Genomic DNA, 17,926 nt, shown 5'->3' with positions numbered 1-17,926 from the left:
TAATCCACTACAAATGAGAAACTAGTAAATGTGGTATTTTTTACTTTAGATTCGTTGGAAGCCAAGTGGGGTTGGGTTCTACTGCTTCTGAAATATCAACTTCATTCGGGAATAATCCGATAGAAAAGAACGAATTCGCCAAATCTTGCTGAACCTTCACCGCTTCATCATCCACTTGTAATACCCCAAAATCCCTTCTTTCGTTCGCAACAATTAAGGGCTCTACATCTAAATTTAGTTCTTTTGCCAAAATTTTAGCTACTTCTTCTTTATTTTCATTCGCCCATTGGTCCGAATTCTCAAGTTCTTCTAAAACGATTTTGACGACCTCTGGATTGTTTTTCAATATTTCATTCGACCCGAAATAAAAAGTGCGATTTTCCGTCAACCCTTCACCGTTCACAATGGTCCTAGTTTCAAAGATATCTTCAACAATCGAAAGATAAGGATCCCATGTTCCCAGAACATCAATTTTATCTGAGCTGAATGCTGCTGAACCTTCAGATGCATCCGCATAGAAAACAACTTCCACGTCACTTTCTTTCATTCCTTCTTTTTCAAGGGCTTTTAATAATAAATAGTGCATGTTTCCGCCCTTAGTAACTGCTACTTTCTTTCCTTTTAAGTCACTTACTGTTTCTATGCCGGAATCTGTTTTCGTTACTAATGCAACTCCCTTTGGGTAAGGGGTTTCTGATGCAGCGTATTCAATTGGCTTGCCTCCTGCTTGAGAGAAAACACTATTCGCGTCAGATGCATGACCAAAGTCTATATGCCCTGCATTTAAAGCCTCCAGTAAAGCTGTTCCTATAGCGAAAACTTTCCATTCAACCTTATAGCCTTCCTCTTTCAAGCGCTCGTCAAGGTTTCCTCTAGCCTTTAAAATATTTAGGGTATTTCCTTTTTGATAACCGATTGTTACGGTTTTATTTCCGTTTTCTTTTTCCAAATCTCCATTAGCCTTATCTGTATTGCTAGTTGAACTACAAGCAGCTAAAAACACGATACTTACTAGTGTTATAAGTGAATATATTACCTTTTTCAACTCTCAACGCCCCCGTATTTCCTTTTATTTGTGCATAATTTTTTCTAGAATCATATTTTCATATTCAGTAAACTTCATGTCCTTTTTCCTAGGTCTTGGTAAATCAATTTTCACATCAAGCGCGATTCCGCCATCCTCTATCAAGACAACCCTGTCTGCAAGAATGACAGCCTCACTTACATCATGAGTGACTAAGATTGAAGTGAAACGTTGATTCGTCCATAGTTTTTCAATTAATTCCTGCATCTCAATACGTGTTAATGCATCTAATGCTCCTAGTGGTTCATCAAATAAAATGAGTTCAGGATCGCCTGCTAACGCTCTTGCAAGTGATACCCGCTGCTTTTGTCCACCCGATAAAACAGCTGGCCAATCATTTCTTTTATCAGATAACCCTACGTTATTCAACGCTTCCTCCGCTTTATCACGATTCGGAGTCCCCACCTTGACATTGGTTATCACATCTTTCCAAGGTAAAAGTCTCGCATCCTGAAACATCATTCTTGTTGTTTCCTGAACACCTTTTACGACCCTATCATTAAAAGTAATTTCTCCAGCAGTAATATTTTCAAGACCAGCTAACGTTCTAAGCAACGTACTTTTACCACAGCCACTTTTCCCAACAATCGCTACGAATTCACCTGATTTGACATGGAAGTCAATATTGTGCAGGACTTGTAAAGTCCCAAAACTCTTATCCAGTTGTTTGATGTTAATTTCTACTCCCGACACTTCTATGCTCTCCTTTAAGTTTCTGTTTTGATTGTTTCTTATTCTTAAAAAAATTGGGATGCCATTGCAACCATCGACGTTCCAGGAGCGTTGCCAGGAAATCAGATAATTTACCTAAAAGTGCATATAAAACGATACTTAAAATAACAATATCCATTTGAACAAATTCTCTGGCTGATGTAGCCATATAACCAATCCCCGAGTCTGAACCGATTGTCTCTGCAACAATTAAGGACATCCACATGATTCCCAGGGCGTATCTTACTCCCACTAAAATTGAAGGTAGTGCTCCTGGTAACATTATGTTTGTAAAAAGTTGGAATGGTTTCAAACGGTACACCTTTCCCATTTCGAGTAAGCCTTTATCTACATTTTTAATTCCGTGGAACGTATTTAGATAGATTGGAAAGGCAACACCAAGTGCAACCAAGAATATTTTTGCCTCCTCGCCAATCCCATACCAAATAATGACTAGTGGAATAAGTGCCAAATGAGGGATCGTGCGTATCATCTGAATGGACGTATCAAATAATTTTTCAAAGATAAAAAAGGTTCCATTGATTAATCCAAATACAAAACCAATAATGCCTCCGATCAAGAAACCTAATAATGCTCGTCCTGTACTTACAAATATGTAATCAAATAACTCTCCAGATTCCCCAAGTCGAATCGCCCCTTCCACTACACTCAAAGGGGTAGGTAAGAAATTTCGAGAAATGAACCCTACTTGCCCCAGCACTTGCCATATCCCAATAAAGATAACGGGGACTAACCATGGAAGAATGTGGTTAACAAATGTATTATTCGTTCCTTTCAACATATAAATGCCTCCAATCAATTTTCAAAGGCATTTATGATATCATCAATATGCCTGATGGTTGCTCCCGCTAGCAGAGCTGACGCAACCATACTGGTTTCTTTTATTTCATCTTCGGAAATTGAAAGATCTGGTACTATCTGTAAAAATGTTGATATCCATTCATTATTTTTTAAAGCATAACTAACAGCTAACCCTATCAAAACCTTTGTTTTCTGAGTCAAATAGAAGCCTTCTTCGCTAGTTGGGTAGATGAAGAACGAGCGAGCAGATAAAGGGAAATCTTCGAGATTCGAGACACGTAATGTTTCATCCTCCATTAGTGCGGGATTCGATTGAATCGAAGCAGAAAGTACCGCAGCTTCAATAAGCTCTTCTACCTTGGCACCAGCCTTCTTTGCTCGCTTTGTGTGAAAGTCAACACAGTAGCTACACTTTGTAACATGAGTAACCGCTACTGCTAAAATCTCTTTTGTTTTAGTATCAATGGCTCCTTCAGACCAAACTTCATCTGCAAAATTTCGATACTTTCTAAATGGCTGCGTAGCTTTCTTAAGAGCTTCTCCTAAATTTTTACTTACTTGCTGATACTCTGACATGATAGCCTCCCAAATTCCTAATTAAATACTTATAATTCTTATCATTTTACTTGGTTATGATAATGATTTTTCCGAGTTATCCAGGTAGTTTACTTTTTAATAATATATCAGTTATTTTTTGAATATTCAAGACTTTTCTTGATTTCAGGCTTTCCTTAATAAGTAAGCGAATACTTGATCCTGTTGGTTAATTCAATTATTCATTAATTTTGTTCCTTAACAAAATGCTCAAAATATGCAAAAAAGACCTCATTTATTGGTATCGCAAACTGGGCTAGAATACATAACCAAAAGGATCGCCTAAGCCAAACAAGCTATATGGAGAGCTGTTATCTCTGGTCATAGAGGGGGTAGACTACTCACACTAAACATCAAAACCTCTTGAAGAAATTTGTCTCATTTTTCATCATAAAACTAGTCCCTTCCAAAATGGTTATCGTCTCCAGAATTATTCGAGGTTTCCATAGCGGCGATTTTCCCCAAATAAAAAAAGCCAAAAATGAATCAAATGTGAACTTTCAGTATGGATCGCCTACCCCCTCCATTCTGTCAAAGCTTATTTGCATATCAATCTGCAATGTTTCGGTAATCATCAAACATTCCTATTTTTCATAAAAGATTGACAATCAAAAATTTCATGGTACTATTTAGACAAATGACAATTAAATAAACAATTTTTACCACTAGGGGTGCCTCTTGAATGGGAAATGAAGCTTAAAAAGATATTGGAAGCTTCTTATGACTGAAAAGGCTGAGATTAAAGTGAGACTTTAAGACCCTTAGAACCTGATCTGGATTATACCAGCGTAGGGAAGTGGGGGCGTCTATACTGAGGACACCTATTTTGTAACCAATCAAAACCACTTTCTTATGCTAAAAAGGAAGTGGTTTTTTATTTTTTAAAAGAAGATACTGGGCAATTTCATATATCTATCTGTGTCTCACTTACTACTAATAGAAAAAATGGAGGGCAAATCACATGACATTTTCAAAGGAAATTCGTAAAGAAGTTGATCACATCTGGGAAGCAAGCTTTCACCACCCGTTTGTTACAGGTATTGGAGATGGGACACTCCCACTCGCCTGTTTTCGCTACTATGTGATGCAAGATGCTTATTATTTATCTCACTTTGCTAGAGTACAAGCTTTAGGGGCAGTAAAAGCAACAGATTTATACACAACGAGTCGACTTGCCAGCCATGCACAAGGAACGTATGAAGCTGAGCTATCGCTCCATGACAATTTCTCTAAACGATTAGGCATTACTGAAGAGGAAAAGAAGAATTTTAAACCTGCACCTACTGCTTATGCATATACGTCACATATGTATCGTGCTGCCTATTCAGGACATTTAGGTGACGTAATTGCGGCAATCCTGCCATGTTACTGGTTATATTATGAAATTGGTGAAAGACTAAAAGGTTGTACACCAGAAGAACCGATTTATCAAGAATGGATTGCTGCATATGGCGGCGATTGGTTCCGGACATTGGTAGACGAACAGATTAAGAGAATCGATGAGATTGCTAACAAAGTGACTGAGGACGATAAACTACGAATGAAAGAGCATTTCATCCTTAGTAGTCAATATGAATACTCTTTTTGGGAAATGGCGTATCAGTTAGAAACGTGGCCGGTTCAAAAAGAAGTACTAGAAGTATAATAATTAGCCAATTCTAAATAAGGAGATTCATAACATGACAAAAGGATTAAAATTGACAGACATATTAGTGACGATTGTAATTGCCATTGCATTTGGCATTGTCTATATTCTTTGGGGTTCCGTATATTATGCTCTAAAACCAATCGGCTTACATGCCGACCAATTTATGTATGGCATGTGGTTTATTGCGGCTAATGTTGCCTTTTTTATCATCCGTAAACCAGGTGTTGCATTGCTTGCTGAAATTGCAGCGGCGTCCGGTGAATTTCTTTTAGGTTCCCCATGGGGGCTAACCGTGCTTCTGTATGGCGTTGTCCAAGGTTTGTTTGCAGAGCTTGTCTTTATGGCTTTCAAATATAAACGATTTCATATTTCCGTAGCGATATTGTCGGCTATCGCTGCATGCTTAGGATCGGTCCTAATGGATTTCGCCTATGGAGAAATCGGTGATCTTGCTGCTTGGAATTTAACATTATTTATGTTTGCTAGATTTCTCGGGTCTATTCTCTTTGCAGGTGTGTTTGCTTACTATTTAGTGAGAGTTTTAGAAGCGACAGGCGTAACAAATCTTGTGCGTCCAGCATCAAGTAAAGATTATGCTGAACTGGATCAAAAGTAAGGGTGGATAACTATGGAACGAATTGCACATGTTGAAAAGTTACGATTGAAATTCCCTGGAGATGCGTCCTTATTATTTAAGGACTTATCTTCTACCTTTTACAAAGGGGAAAAAGTTCTCCTTCTCGGGCCATCAGGTTGTGGAAAATCGACGCTTTTACAAGTTTTAAGTGGCTTAATTCCTCATTCGATTGACGTTCCCATGAAAGCTGAGGCACTTTTATGTCCCTCTTCATGGGGGTATGTTTTTCAAGATCCTGATAGTCAGTTTTGCATGCCTTTTGTTGATGAAGAAATTGCATTCGTTCTTGAAAATATGAACGTTCCAAAACAACAAATGATTGAGCGAATCCATCATCACTTACAGCAGGTCGGCTTATCTCTACCAGATATTCATACTAACATTCAAACACTATCTGGAGGTATGAAACAACGCTTAGCTATAGCATCGATCTTGGCCCTAAAACCAGACGTATTATTTTTAGATGAACCAACAGCGATGCTTGACCCTAAAGGAACGAAAGAGATTTGGAATGTATTAAAAGAAGTCGGCCAAGAAAAAACATTGATTATTGTAGAACATAAAATTGATCATGTCCTAGAATTCATTGAACGAATCATTCTTTTTAATGAAGAAGGACAGATTATAGCCGATGGACCAAAAGAAGAAATCTTATCAACGTATCAAAATGAAATGAGGGAACAAGGAATCTGGTTTCCAGGTATTTGGGAAGAGTATCTAGAAACTACCTCCCTCTTACGTTCGAGGACGCCCTTTGAAAAAAAGGAGAAAGTATTAGATGTGCAAAGCTTTAAAGGATTTAGGCAAAAGGAAGAAAAAATCCGGGTAGATCATTTGCAAGCTTATTCAGGTGAATGGATTGTTATAAAAGGAGAAAATGGAGCCGGCAAAAGCACTCTTTTACATGCTTTCATGCAATTTATCAAAACAACAGGACATTGTGAATTAGTAGGAAGCCCGATAAAAAAAGGAAAAAAACATGCGGATCTCGTGACATTTGTGTTTCAAAATCCCGAATTTCAATTTGTCGCAAATTCAGTCTATGAAGATATCGCCTACTCATTAAAGATAGACAAAAAGGATACCCGAGAAATAGAAGGTAAAGTCGAAGAACTTCTAGAACGGTTCTGGCTAGTAGACCATCGTAATAAACACCCATATCAGTTATCGATGGGGCAAAAACGTCGTTTAAGTGTAGCTGCATCGATTGTAAAGGAACAAAAGCTAATTCTTTTAGACGAACCTACTTTTGGCCAAGATTCCAAAAACACCTTTGCATTATTGGAATGGATGGAAGAACTCAGACAAGAAGGTACGACGATTATCATGATTACCCATGATGAACAGATTACAAACAACTTTGCAACAAGAATTTGGACAATCGATGCTGGGAAAGTGATCAGCGATGAAATACAAAGTATGAATATGAAGACTGAATTAGTATCCGTGTAATGGAGGAACATCATGCAATTAGATTTTTCAAGTAAAGAAACATGGCTACATCGGATTAATCCTAGCCTTAAGTTATTCGTATTAATGATGTTGTGTATCGTTGTGTTATCAGTTCATGATTTACTATTTATGATGAACTTTACGGTTATCGTCTTGATTTTATTCTTGTGTTTTACAGGACAGCCGCTCAAACGAATTTCATTACTTTTCATTCCTTTTTTTGTTGTATTTTTATCGACTTCTTCTTCGATGATTTTATTTGGACAAGGAAACACCACTTGGTTTAAGTGGGGGCTTATTCATATTACCGAAGAAAGCTTTTTTAGAGGACTTCTTGTTGGTTTTCGTGCATTACTATTTGCAGTACTAGGACTAACCTTTGCCTTAACTACGAGACCCGTCTATCTGTTCTATTCTTTAATGCAACAAGTCAAACTCAACCCTAAATATGCTTATAGCTTTATGGCCGCCTTGAGATTAGTTCCGATCATGCTGGACGAATTTCAAACGATCCAAAATGCTATGAGAGTGCGAGGAGTGATCAGACAAACAGGGATACAATCCGTTTTTTTTAAAATGAAAGCTTATGCCATCCCGATGTTATCAGGGAGTATCCGACGTGCACACCGGATCGCTGTGGCCATGGAAGCAAAGCGTTTTTCCGATACGAAGAACCGAACGTATTATTACGAAATCGGTTTTTCTAAGCATGATCTTGTATTCATTTTATATTTTGTCATCTTACTTTTGGCAGGGTATTATGGAGCGGTTAAGGGGATTTGATGTTTTTGATATACCAACGATCTTTTTTAAAGGATGTTGAATGGTTGAACTTATAGATCGCATACATACATCGACTTAAGATATTCGACCCACATCTCCATAAAAAAAGCAGTGAGATTTCAAAAATATCTCACTGCTTCTATATTCATCATAATAACATTTTCCTTTTTTAAATCAATACCGCTCGATCATTCAGCATTTTTTCACCTTTGATTCGTTGGAATTCATGAAGAAGCTTCTCTACGGTTAACTTTTGTTTTTCTTCGCCTCTTGCTTCAAAGATAATTTGACCTTTATCCATCATAATTAAGGAAGTACCAAGATCAAGGGCTTGTTGCATATTATGCGTAACCATTAATGTCGTTAGATTGTTTTGACTAACAATCTCCTTTGTTAGGTTAGTAACAAGGTCGGCACGTGATGGATCGAGTGCTGCTGTATGTTCATCAAGAAGCAGTATTTTCGGATTCGTGAAGGTCGCCATCAATAGTGACAATGCCTGCCGTTCACCGCCTGAAAGCATACCTACTTTCGCATTCATCCGGTTTTCCAATCCGAGGTGTAGCGTCTCGAGCTTTTCTTTATAAAAGCTGCGACGACTTTTCGTGACGCCAAATCGCAAACCTCTTTTATTCGTTCTGCCATAAGCGATTGCCAAGTTTTCTTCAATCGTCATATGTGGCGCAGTTCCAGCCATCGGGTCTTGGAAAACACGACCAATCATTTTGCTTCGCACATACTCATCAACCGGCGAAACATCTTTACCATCTATGATCACTGAACCTGCATCAGGGATCAGCTTTCCGGAAATCATATTCATTAGTGTCGACTTACCGGCACCATTGCTACCAATGACGGTCACAAATTCACCTTTTGCAAGGGTAAGCTCGAGAGATTTTAGCGCTAGCTTTTCATCTGGAGTTCCTTGGTTAAACACTTTATATATCTGATTTAGCTGTAGCAACCTCTTTTGCCCCCTTCACCAATGTTTGCTGCAATTGCAGTTCTTTCAAGCGTTTCTTCTTCATGCTTTTTTCTTTCTGCTTATCCTTTAACTGCGGAATGATTAAGGCACCGATGACAATCGCTGCGGTGATTAATTTTACATCCCCTGTTTGTAAGAATTGAACTTGAAGCGCGAGTGCAACGACAAGTCGGTATACAATCGCACCGCCAATCACAGCAAGCGTAGCTCGTGCAATCGTTTTTGCTCCAAAGATCGCTTCACCGATAATAACAGAAGCAAGGCCAATGACAATCATGCCAATCCCCATGCCAATATCGCTAAAGCCATTGTATTGGGCGATGAGAGAACCAGAGAAAGCGACTAGTGCATTACTAATTGCAAGTCCAAGCACTTTCATGTTATCAGTATTGGTGGAAAAGCTTTTCACCATCGATTGGTTATCACCAGTAGCGCGGATAGCAAGCCCAATTTCTGTTTTTAAGAATAGCGATAAGACAAATTTTATGACTAGTGAAATGACGAGCATAATAAATATAATCGCCCATGTGCTCGGAACAGAATTTCCAAGTCCTAGCAGTTCCATTCCTTTATTGAAGAAGGCATCCAATCCTGTTTTTGCCCAAATTTCCTTAACACTCGTAATGATCGTTGATTCCGAAAATAACGGAATATTAGATTTGCCCATAATTCGTAAATTAATCGAGTATAAGGCAATCATCATCAAGATCCCAGAAAGTAGCGGATTGATTTTCCCCTTTGTATGCAAGAGTCCTGTAATCGAACCAGCTGCAAAACCTGCTAGTATGGCTGCTACCGTTGAGATAATTGGTGAGTAGCCATTTACAAGCATAATTGCCGTGACAGCTGCTCCCGTTACAAAGCTACCATCAACTGTTAAATCTGGAAAATCAAGAATCCGAAATGTCAAATATACGCCGAGAGCCATGATTGCATAAATCAGTCCCGATTCAAATGAACTAAAGATTGCTGTAGGCATCCTTTCATCCCTTTCTTAGAAGCTTATACTTAGATGTTTTTAATTTTTATTTAATAAATTCAGCTTCTGATTTCCATTCTTCCTTCAATTCGACTCCCATTTCCTTCGCTGCCTTTTCATTTATGACAAGTTTAAGATTTTGCGGATATTGAACCGGAAGCTCGGAAGGTTTTTTTCCGTTTAATAGAATGTCTGCAGCCATTTCCCCTGCTTCATACCCGATATCGTGGTAACTGAAACCATATGCCGCAAATCCACCGCGTCCAACAGAATCCAATTCTCCAACAAACAGCGGAATATCTTTTTCATTAGCAACCATAATAACCGATTCAAGCGCTGCTACAACCGTGTTATCTGTTATGATAAAGAAGGCATCTGCTTTGCCAACGAGTGATTCAGTGGCTTGCTTCACATCAGCAGACGTCGCAGCTGATGCTTCAACTACTTTAACTCCATGTTTGTCTGCTTCCGCCTTTAACATATTAATCTGAACGATTGAATTTTGTTCTCCGGAATTATAGACTGTTCCAATCGTTTTCGCACCAAGCTCTTCTGCCATAAACTTCACAGAATTAGCAATCGCATCAGGATGCGCATCTGTTGTTCCTGTAATGTTTCCTCCAGGTGCTTCAAGAGATTCAACTAGTTCAGCTGCTACTGGGTCAGTTACAGAAGTAAAGACAATTGGGATGTCCTTGTTACTGTCCTTTGTTGCAGTTAATGCTCCCATAGCACTTGGCGTAGAATTAGCAAATATCAAATCTACATTTTTGCCTACGAAATTTTGCGAAATCGTTAATGTGTTATTTTGATCTCCCTGCGCATTTTGTGGGTCATATTTTGCATTGATTCCTTTATCTTTCAATGCTTCCTGAAACCCTTTATAAGCTTCATCAAGTGAAGCATGCTGCACAAATTGAGACACACCAATTTGATAGGTTTTTTCCTTAGACGTTTCTCCAGAATCGCCAGAACTGCTAGTATCACTTCCACACCCTACTAACAATACACTTGCCGCTAAAGCGGTCGCTGCTGTTTTAAACCATGTGTTTCTCATAAATATATCCCCCTATTTCCTTTATTGCTTTTATGCTTTGTTGAAATAAATTATACCCAAATACCTAGACTAATTACAATACAATTCTAATTTTTCCGACAATATTTTAAAATAACAAATAAAAAAACCGTTCAAGATAGTGAACTTGAACGGTTCGATATTCATTAGCTACCAACAATTTTCGTTACAATGTCGGTAACAGTTTCGCGATTGATTTTTTCTTTGCCATCCTTTAACGCTGTGACAGTAGCGTGGGCAAATGCTAATGGGATTTCACAAAAATGGCGGATCGATGTTGTTTGAATATCTGCCAAATATAAATTAGCGCGCTTTAAATTCTGTTCAGTGAACTGAAGCATATCTTCGAACTCCCAACCATCTGGGAAAAAGTTCACGCCTCTTTCTGCGTCTTCAGCTTTATTTCTAAGAATATTCACGGTTTGAAGTCCACGCCCAAAGGCTATGGCAAGTTCTTTGTCTGTTTCTGTACCATCATGCCATTTCCAAAGATCCGATAACATCGTTCCAACAAGACCAGCCACATAATAGGTATATTCATTCAAATCCGCTTCATTTTGAATCTGCCAGTCCAACTCGACCCATTTAGCCATTCCTTCTGCCATTTCTGCCGTCGCATCAAGTACTTTGTCTACGATCGTTTCAGGACAAAGCGTAATCCAATCATTTAGAAATAACGTAACGTCCGGTAGGGAAGCTTCATAAGGAAGGAGAATTTTCAGCAGGTTCTCACGATTGTATCCATTTCTCAACAACTTGCTGATTTCTATTAATAATTTACTTTTTATCTCAGCTGGGAGCTGAGGGTGGTCCTCAATTTCATCGATTGCACGCATGCATAAATACGCTGCGCCCACCGTTTCCTGTAGTCCAGAAGGAAGCTGGCTAATTGGAATGACAAAGGTTCGGCTCGTTTGCACTAAAAAATCATGGGCCTTCTTTTGTAAATCTTTTTCTTCGCTCATATTAAAGCTCCTTTTTTATGTACAACTTTCGTTTTCTAAATCTTTTATCCCAGTTTACCAGGCTGTATTACTCTCTTTATATGGAATCAAGTGGGTGTTAAACAGCCTGTATATCCTCGATTGGTGAGATACAGTGAAGCTTACCTAGAGTTGCTTAGTTGAACCAATCGGGTTCGTAGTGTCGCTTTATCGAAGATTTAGCGACACTAGAACGGGACTAACCATCGGTGGTGAAAAAAAGACCCTACTGATGGATGTTTCACTTTATCATACCACACAAAGAGGGCTATTCAAGAATAGACTCCCCTTGTTTTTCTACATACAAAGGTATCTTTATCTGGAGTAAATCTTCTGCAATTACCGTGTTTTGAAAAATTTCACACGCTTCGTTTTGCAGTACTGCGATGTCTTCCCCCATATACCTGGCACTAATATGTGTCAAAATTAAATGACGGGCACCCGCTAGTTTTGCTGTTTTTGCAGCTTGGGCAGTCGTGCTGTGAAAATAATCAAATGCCATCTCCCCTTCATCCGCCGAAAAAGTTGCTTCATGAACAAGATAGTCCGCATTTTCCGCAAGCTGTATAGACTGTTCACACGTCCTCGTATCGCCAAGTATCGTAAGGATTCTTCCTTTATTGGGTTCACTAAGATAATCAGTTCCATATAAAACGCGTCCATCTTCCAGTGTAACATTTTCCCCGTTTTTAATAGCTTTAAAAATGGGGCCAGGTGCTACACCTTCATCTCTCAGCTTATCGGCAAGCAAGGTCCCGGGTCTGTCCTTTTCTACAATCCGATACCCATAAGAAAGAATTCCATGATCAAGCGCTAAGGCCGAAACCGTAAATTGATCATCCTCAAAGACGATACCTTCTTCTATCTCTACAATGGAAAGAACATATTTAAGATGGGTGCCACTTATGGAAAGACTTGTTTGAATATAATCTGCAATCCCTTTCGGACCATATACAGTTAAGTCATCAGTCCCTCCTTGAAAAGAACGACTGCTAAGCAGTCCAGGCAAACCGAATATGTGGTCACCATGTAAATGCGTAATAAAAATTTTCTCAATTCGGCGTGGTTTAACAGATGTCTTTAATATTTGATGTTGAGTAGCTTCCCCACAATCGAACAACCAGACCACTCCTCGCTCTTCCAGCAATTCAAGCGCGATAGCCGACACATTTCTAGCTTTGGCAGGTACACCTGCACCTGTCCCTAAAAAAACAAAATCCAAAATATTACCTCCGATGCATCTTTTTCCTTCATATATTATAACATAAAGTGAAACTTCTATCAGTGAGGTTTTTCACTGATGGTTAGTCCCGTTCTAGTGTCGCTAAATCGCAAGCTATCGCTTCGATAAAGCGACACTACGAACTAAGATTCAATGAATCACAGACTAAGTACGCCGCGTCCTGCGGCAACATCTGTGTGACCCACTTCCTGTGGGCCTCAACTAAACCTTCGCTCACGCATCGGTAAGTTTCACTGTATCTCACCAATCGGGGTTTTACAGGCTGTTTAACATTCACTACTGGATTTCTTTCAATAAAATAAATACCTACAGCCTGTTTAACCGGGATAAATACTACAGTTAAGTTATGGGTATCCTTTAGGAGAAAGAAGATATTCAGTTGATGCAATTCTGAATCCCCCTATTAAAAAATGAATATTCGTGCAATTAAATTGCGTTCACTTACATGTATCTTTATAGTTGAATATATGAATTATCAAAACAACATTTTTACTGTTGTTACTAGAAAAGTGAGGTTATGCAAGTGATTCCAACTAATAAACCGACCGCATTAATCATCCTTTTTGGAGCCACCGGAGATTTGGCCAAACGAAAACTATTCCCATCTATTTATCGATTGTTTCAAAAAGAAAATATGGAGAAATTTGCTGTTGTTGGTGTAGCTAGAAGACCATTAACAAATGCTCAATTTCAAGAAAATGTTAAAGATTCTGTTATGACCTTTGCTGACAGCCATGAAAACGTCGATGAATTTGCCTCACATTTTTATTATCATTCCCATGATGTGAGTAGGTCAGAATCCTACATCGAATTAAAAGAAATTGCCGATAAGCTGGATGAACAATATGATTTGAAAGGAAATCGAATTTTCTATTTAGCAATGGCTCCAGAATTCTTTGGTACAATTGCTGAGCAAGTGAAAGGGCAGGGCTTGACAGATACGCCGGGCTACAAACGACTCGTGATTGAAAAACCATTCGGGACTAGCTTTGAATCAGCTCAAGCACTTAATGAACAAATTCGCACAGCCTTCTCTGAAGATGAGATATACCGAATTGATCATTATCTCGGAAAAGAAATGGTCCAAAATATTGAAGTAATTCGCTTTGCGAACGCAATGTTTGAACCGCTTTGGAACAACCGGTACATATCCAATATCCAAGTGACTTCTAGCGAGACGCTTGGGGTTGAGGAACGAGGTCGTTACTATGAAACCAGTGGAGCGCTTCGTGATATGGTCCAAAATCATCTTATGCAGATGGTTGCCCTACTTGCTATGGAACCGCCAATCAAATTGACGGACGAAGAAATTCGTAGCGAGAAAGCACGTGCATTGCGTTCACTACGTCCCATGAAGAAAGAAGAAGTTGAAACTTTCTTTGTCCGTGGTCAATATAGTGAGGGTACTGTTTTAGATTCCTTACTTCCTGGCTACCGAAATGAGTCGTCGGTCGACTCTGAATCCAATACCGAAACATATGTGGCGGGTAAATTACTCATTGATAATTTCCGATGGGCAGGAGTACCATTCTATATTCGAACTGGAAAACGCATGGATGTGAAATCAACGAAAATTGTTGTCCAATTCAAAGATATTCCAATGAATTTATACTATAGCAAGGAACCAGAAGAAAATGTCCATCCTAACTTACTTGTCATCCATATCCAGCCAGAGGAAGGAATTACATTACTCTTAAACGCTAAGAAAAACGGTAACCAAATGAAAACGAAACCTGTAAGACTATCCTTCTCCAATACGAGCATTGACCGAATGAATACCCCTGAAGCCTATGAGAAGTTATTATTCGACAGTATGCGTGGTGATGCCACCAATTTCACCCACTGGGATGAAGTCGCTCTATCTTGGAAATTCGTTGACATCATTTCGGAAGTATGGGAAAACACGAAAGATGAAACCTTCCCGAATTATGTTGCTGGAAGCGTAGGACCCAAATGTGCCGATGAACTGCTGGAAAAAGACGGGCATTTCTGGTGGCCTGTTGAAAATCTAGAAATCGATAATTAAAATGAAGAAAAAACAAGAGCCTGTCCCATAACGAAAAGGTCAGACCCATAATCTTTGCACATGCAGGGTTAGACCTTTTTGGGGACACCCTCTTGTTATTCATGTTGTTCCCCATCTACATACCTAGCCTTTTCTAAATTAATCCAATAAGATATTCCTGATTCCAAGGCAATAAAAAATAAAAACACCGCTCCAGTAATCCAGATAGCGTTCATCCTATTAGGCTCCCTCCTTGTTGTGTCTATATTGCACCTTCTGCTTCGCTACTAAATTCCCTATATTGATTACATTATCTGATATACACCAAAATTTTCAAATCCCAAAATCCCTATTTCACACTAGGTACTTAATCCTGTTTCACCTGATTAGTGACTATCAAAAAGGTAACGCTATTGATGATAGAAGTAATATGAAATTTTTCTTGTGATCTATATAATTGTGAGGCCTGACCCTTTCGCTCTGGGTCAGCCTCTTTTACCCTTGACACAAAACCAATGGGTGTTATATAATTCAAAAAACAAAACCATTTGGTTTCATATTGATACAAAAAGGAGAATTATATTGATAGAAAATAATCAGGTTACACTTCAAGATATTAAGCAAACAGTCGTTTTTGATGCGCCTATTCAAAAAGTATGGGATACGATTTCAACTTCAGAAGGGATTGCCTCATGGTTCATGCCCAATGATTTTCAGCCGATCATCGGACATGAATTCCATTTACAATCGCCATTCGGCCCATCGCCCTGCAAAGTCATTGAATTAGATTCGCCAAATCGACTTTCTTTTACATGGGATGAAGATGGATGGGTCGTTTCATTTATTTTAAAAGAAGTCGAAGATAAGACAGAGTTTACACTTATTCACGGGGGATGGAAAAACCCTGATTATATCCTTCCGAAAGCGAATGCGAAAAGTTCCATTATTCGTGACACAATGGATCAAGGTTGGACAGGTATTCTTGATAAGTTAAGAAAGATTGTTCAGAACTAGTGTCTGCATCCGTACAAAAGCATGATGTATTTCAAGCGATTGCTGACCCTACACGGCGAGATATTCTTAGATTACTCGCAAAAAAAGAATTATCTATTTTAGAAATCACCGGGCATTTCCCTATGAGTCGGACAGCTATCGCTAAACATCTTCATATTCTTTCAGAAGCAGAACTAGTCAGTGGACGAAAAATAGGTAGAGAAAAACGTTTTCGCTTACAACCAGAATCATTGGATGAATTGAAACAATGGCTTTCATATTTTGAACAATTTTGGAATAATAAATTATCCATGCTTAAACATATTGTTGAAAATCAGAATGAGACGGATTTAAAAGTCATTAAAACAGATCCAGATAAACTGTAGGAAAAGCTAGTTAATATCTGTTTCACAATAGAGTTAACGGGGTGTCAAAAGCAAAGGTCAGACTCCGCAACAACTAAATACAGGATAAGATAAGTGTATGAAACACTACTTACTGATTTAGTGTGCGAGGTCTGACCCTTATGACTTCCTCGTAGTGATCGTTACGCATCCTTTATCCGTTCTTTTATTCCTTTAAGCGCAAGTTATCGAGAAAATCCTTACTAAAACTTGTCTCAGCTTGGCCTTTCTTTTCAGCTGCTTCGACCCCTTTTTTTATGATTTCCTTACCGTATTTACTTTTCAGCTTTTCGATAGCTTGGAAAAGTGGCTCTTCTTCTGCATCTTTTTCATAGGAAAATAAATCTAGTTGTTTATAGGCATCTTCTTTATCCATTACATCGAAAGCCGTCACCCCAAGCAGACGAACTTTCTCTCCATTCCAATGCTTTTTAAACAGCTCGACTGCAAGCCGATGGATATCAGCTTTCTCGAAAAAAGGGTTCTCGACAATCCTGCTCCTCGTTATCGTCCGGCGATCTTTATAGCGAATGGTCACGCCAATCTTTTGCCCAACTAATTTTTTATTTTTCAACCGAAGTGCTACCTTTGTTGAAAGTTGCTCTAATATATCGATTAATTCTTTCTGATTCGTTAGATCCTTTGGTAAAGTCATCGAGTTGCCAATGCTTTTATTGTCAAATATGGATTCAGGGTCAACTGCACGCCCGTCTATTCCAGTAGCCCGTTCCTTTAATTTTAGTCCATTAATACCGAGAGCATGCCTGAGTGTTACATCATGCGCTTTAGCAAGATCACCGATTGTTTTGATCCCGACACCATTAAGCTTCTCTGCCGTTTTCTTGCCGATTCCGTGCATTTCACCAACATTGAGAGGCCAAAGTTTCAACGGAACATCTCGTTTTCTCAGAATTGTGATGCCCATCGGTTTCTTCATATCTGAAGCCGTTTTAGCTAGAAATTTATTCGGAGCGATACCGATACTACAAGGCAAATCCATCGTCTCAAAAATCCGTTTTTGAATACTTTCAGCGATTTCAACAGGCGAGCCAAGTTCCGAGCAACCTGTGATATCCAGATACCCTTCATCAATTGAAACCGGTTCTACCAGTTCTGTATATTGTCTCATCAGTTCAAAGATTGCGATGGAAGTTTTCCGATATCGATCAAAGTTTGGCTCCAATACAAGAAGCTCAGGGCACAGCTTTTTCCCTTGCCAAATCGGCATCGTCGTTTTCACACCAAATTTCCTTGCTTCATAGCTACACGTGATTATAATCCCACGTCGCTCCTCAACATTCCCAGCGATTGCAAGTGGCTTACCCTTAAGCCCTGCATCATACGCCATCTCTACTGATGCAAAAAAACTATTCATATCCACATGAAGGATTACTTTTCCCTTTTTCGGATACATCCCTTCCATTCAACTGTCACTTCCTTACAAACAACAGATATACTAGGGGTCAGACCCCATTTCCCAGATTATTTCCCATAAAAAACGGAATCCAAGATGCCTCAGATTCCAGTC

The 17,926-nt window shown here is 39.0% G+C and carries 17 protein-coding genes and 1 riboswitch; of the genes, 7 read left to right on the top strand and 10 right to left on the bottom strand.

The window, feature by feature from the left end; genetic code table 11:
* Positions 1 to 40 precede the first annotated feature (40 nt).
* From ACIQZI_RS05665 to ACIQZI_RS05650, 4 genes are read right to left on the bottom strand one after another with little or no spacing between them, the layout of a single operon-like run.
* The gene (locus tag ACIQZI_RS05665) at positions 41 to 1,045 is read right to left on the bottom strand and encodes an aliphatic sulfonate ABC transporter substrate-binding protein (protein WP_403070379.1); all 1,005 of its coding nucleotides are present in this window, start codon (positions 1,043 to 1,045) and stop codon (positions 41 to 43) included.
* A gap of 24 nt (positions 1,046 to 1,069) precedes the next feature.
* Entirely contained in the window at positions 1,070 to 1,783 is a 714-nt protein-coding gene (locus ACIQZI_RS05660) for an ATP-binding cassette domain-containing protein (protein WP_062178350.1), read from the bottom strand.
* Positions 1,758 to 2,597, bottom strand: coding sequence for an ABC transporter permease subunit (locus ACIQZI_RS05655; RefSeq protein WP_403070376.1), 840 nt, complete (start codon positions 2,595 to 2,597; stop codon positions 1,758 to 1,760). Before ACIQZI_RS05655 ends, ACIQZI_RS05660 begins: the two co-directional genes overlap by 26 nt.
* Before the next feature lie 14 nt (positions 2,598 to 2,611).
* Positions 2,612 to 3,193, bottom strand: a complete 582-nt coding sequence (locus tag ACIQZI_RS05650; protein ID WP_403070373.1) for a carboxymuconolactone decarboxylase family protein — start codon at positions 3,191 to 3,193, stop codon at positions 2,612 to 2,614.
* Positions 3,194 to 3,868: 675 nt separating this feature from the next.
* A riboswitch (TPP riboswitch) is annotated at positions 3,869 to 4,023 on the top strand.
* 149 nt (positions 4,024 to 4,172) lie between these two features.
* Between ACIQZI_RS05650 and tenA the strand changes: the two genes are divergently transcribed.
* The 4 genes from tenA to ACIQZI_RS05630 are packed head-to-tail and all read left to right on the top strand — an operon-like array spanning position 4,173 to position 7,731.
* Positions 4,173 to 4,856 carry a thiaminase II gene (gene tenA, locus ACIQZI_RS05645; RefSeq protein WP_403070370.1) on the top strand — a complete coding sequence of 228 codons (684 nt, stop codon included), beginning with the start codon at positions 4,173 to 4,175 and terminating at the stop codon, positions 4,854 to 4,856.
* 25 nt (positions 4,857 to 4,881) lie between these two features.
* Entirely contained in the window at positions 4,882 to 5,475 is a 594-nt protein-coding gene (locus tag ACIQZI_RS05640; RefSeq protein WP_157279409.1) for an ECF transporter S component, read from the top strand.
* A gap of 12 nt (positions 5,476 to 5,487) precedes the next feature.
* Positions 5,488 to 6,948 (top strand): ABC transporter ATP-binding protein, encoded by a 1,461-nt coding sequence (locus tag ACIQZI_RS05635; RefSeq protein ID WP_403070367.1) that lies wholly within the window; start codon positions 5,488 to 5,490, stop codon positions 6,946 to 6,948.
* A 12-nt stretch (positions 6,949 to 6,960) separates the two neighbouring features.
* Positions 6,961 to 7,731 (top strand): energy-coupling factor transporter transmembrane component T family protein, encoded by a 771-nt coding sequence (locus ACIQZI_RS05630; protein WP_403070364.1) that lies wholly within the window; start codon positions 6,961 to 6,963, stop codon positions 7,729 to 7,731.
* A gap of 169 nt (positions 7,732 to 7,900) precedes the next feature.
* Here the strand turns inward: ACIQZI_RS05630 and ACIQZI_RS05625 are convergent, their stop codons facing one another.
* The 5 genes from ACIQZI_RS05625 to rnz form a co-directional block, all read right to left on the bottom strand.
* A complete protein-coding gene (locus ACIQZI_RS05625) occupies positions 7,901 to 8,695 on the bottom strand; it encodes an ABC transporter ATP-binding protein (protein WP_403070361.1) in 795 nt (264 codons plus the stop codon).
* Positions 8,670 to 9,695, bottom strand: coding sequence for an ABC transporter permease (locus ACIQZI_RS05620; protein ID WP_403070358.1), 1,026 nt, complete (start codon positions 9,693 to 9,695; stop codon positions 8,670 to 8,672). Before ACIQZI_RS05620 ends, ACIQZI_RS05625 begins: the two co-directional genes overlap by 26 nt.
* A 46-nt stretch (positions 9,696 to 9,741) precedes the next feature.
* Positions 9,742 to 10,752 carry an ABC transporter substrate-binding protein gene (locus ACIQZI_RS05615; RefSeq protein WP_403070355.1) on the bottom strand — a complete coding sequence of 337 codons (1,011 nt, stop codon included), beginning with the start codon at positions 10,750 to 10,752 and terminating at the stop codon, positions 9,742 to 9,744.
* Positions 10,753 to 10,916: 164 nt separating this feature from the next.
* The gene (locus tag ACIQZI_RS05610) at positions 10,917 to 11,735 is read right to left on the bottom strand and encodes a squalene/phytoene synthase family protein (RefSeq protein WP_403070352.1); all 819 of its coding nucleotides are present in this window, start codon (positions 11,733 to 11,735) and stop codon (positions 10,917 to 10,919) included.
* A gap of 286 nt (positions 11,736 to 12,021) precedes the next feature.
* On the bottom strand, positions 12,022 to 12,975 hold the full coding sequence (gene rnz, locus ACIQZI_RS05605) for a ribonuclease Z (protein WP_403070349.1): 954 nt from the start codon (positions 12,973 to 12,975) through the stop codon (positions 12,022 to 12,024).
* 538 nt (positions 12,976 to 13,513) lie between these two features.
* Between rnz and zwf the strand changes: the two genes are divergently transcribed.
* The 3 genes from zwf to ACIQZI_RS05590 all read left to right on the top strand — a co-directional run bounded on the left by zwf (position 13,514) and on the right by ACIQZI_RS05590 (position 16,380).
* Complete coding sequence (gene zwf / locus ACIQZI_RS05600; RefSeq protein WP_403070346.1) at positions 13,514 to 15,022, top strand: glucose-6-phosphate dehydrogenase; 1,509 nt, start codon at positions 13,514 to 13,516, stop codon at positions 15,020 to 15,022.
* A 561-nt stretch (positions 15,023 to 15,583) separates the two neighbouring features.
* Positions 15,584 to 16,015 (top strand): SRPBCC family protein, encoded by a 432-nt coding sequence (locus ACIQZI_RS05595; RefSeq protein ID WP_062178309.1) that lies wholly within the window; start codon positions 15,584 to 15,586, stop codon positions 16,013 to 16,015.
* Positions 16,015 to 16,380, top strand: coding sequence for an ArsR/SmtB family transcription factor (locus ACIQZI_RS05590; RefSeq protein WP_403070342.1), 366 nt, complete (start codon positions 16,015 to 16,017; stop codon positions 16,378 to 16,380). The genes ACIQZI_RS05595 and ACIQZI_RS05590 overlap by 1 nt, the downstream gene beginning before the upstream one ends.
* Positions 16,381 to 16,564: 184 nt before the next feature.
* Here ACIQZI_RS05590 and ACIQZI_RS05585 read toward each other — a convergent pair whose 3' ends face one another.
* Positions 16,565 to 17,821, bottom strand: coding sequence for a DNA polymerase IV (locus ACIQZI_RS05585; protein WP_062178305.1), 1,257 nt, complete (start codon positions 17,819 to 17,821; stop codon positions 16,565 to 16,567).
* Positions 17,822 to 17,926: the final 105 nt, after the last annotated feature.

Origin of the sequence: Peribacillus sp. NPDC096379 (assembly GCF_044762875.1) — a bacterium.
Taxonomy (GTDB): domain Bacteria; phylum Bacillota; class Bacilli; order Bacillales; family DSM-1321; genus Peribacillus.
Note: the sequence above shows the minus strand (reverse complement) of the source record. Positions and strands in the feature narration are given on the sequence as shown.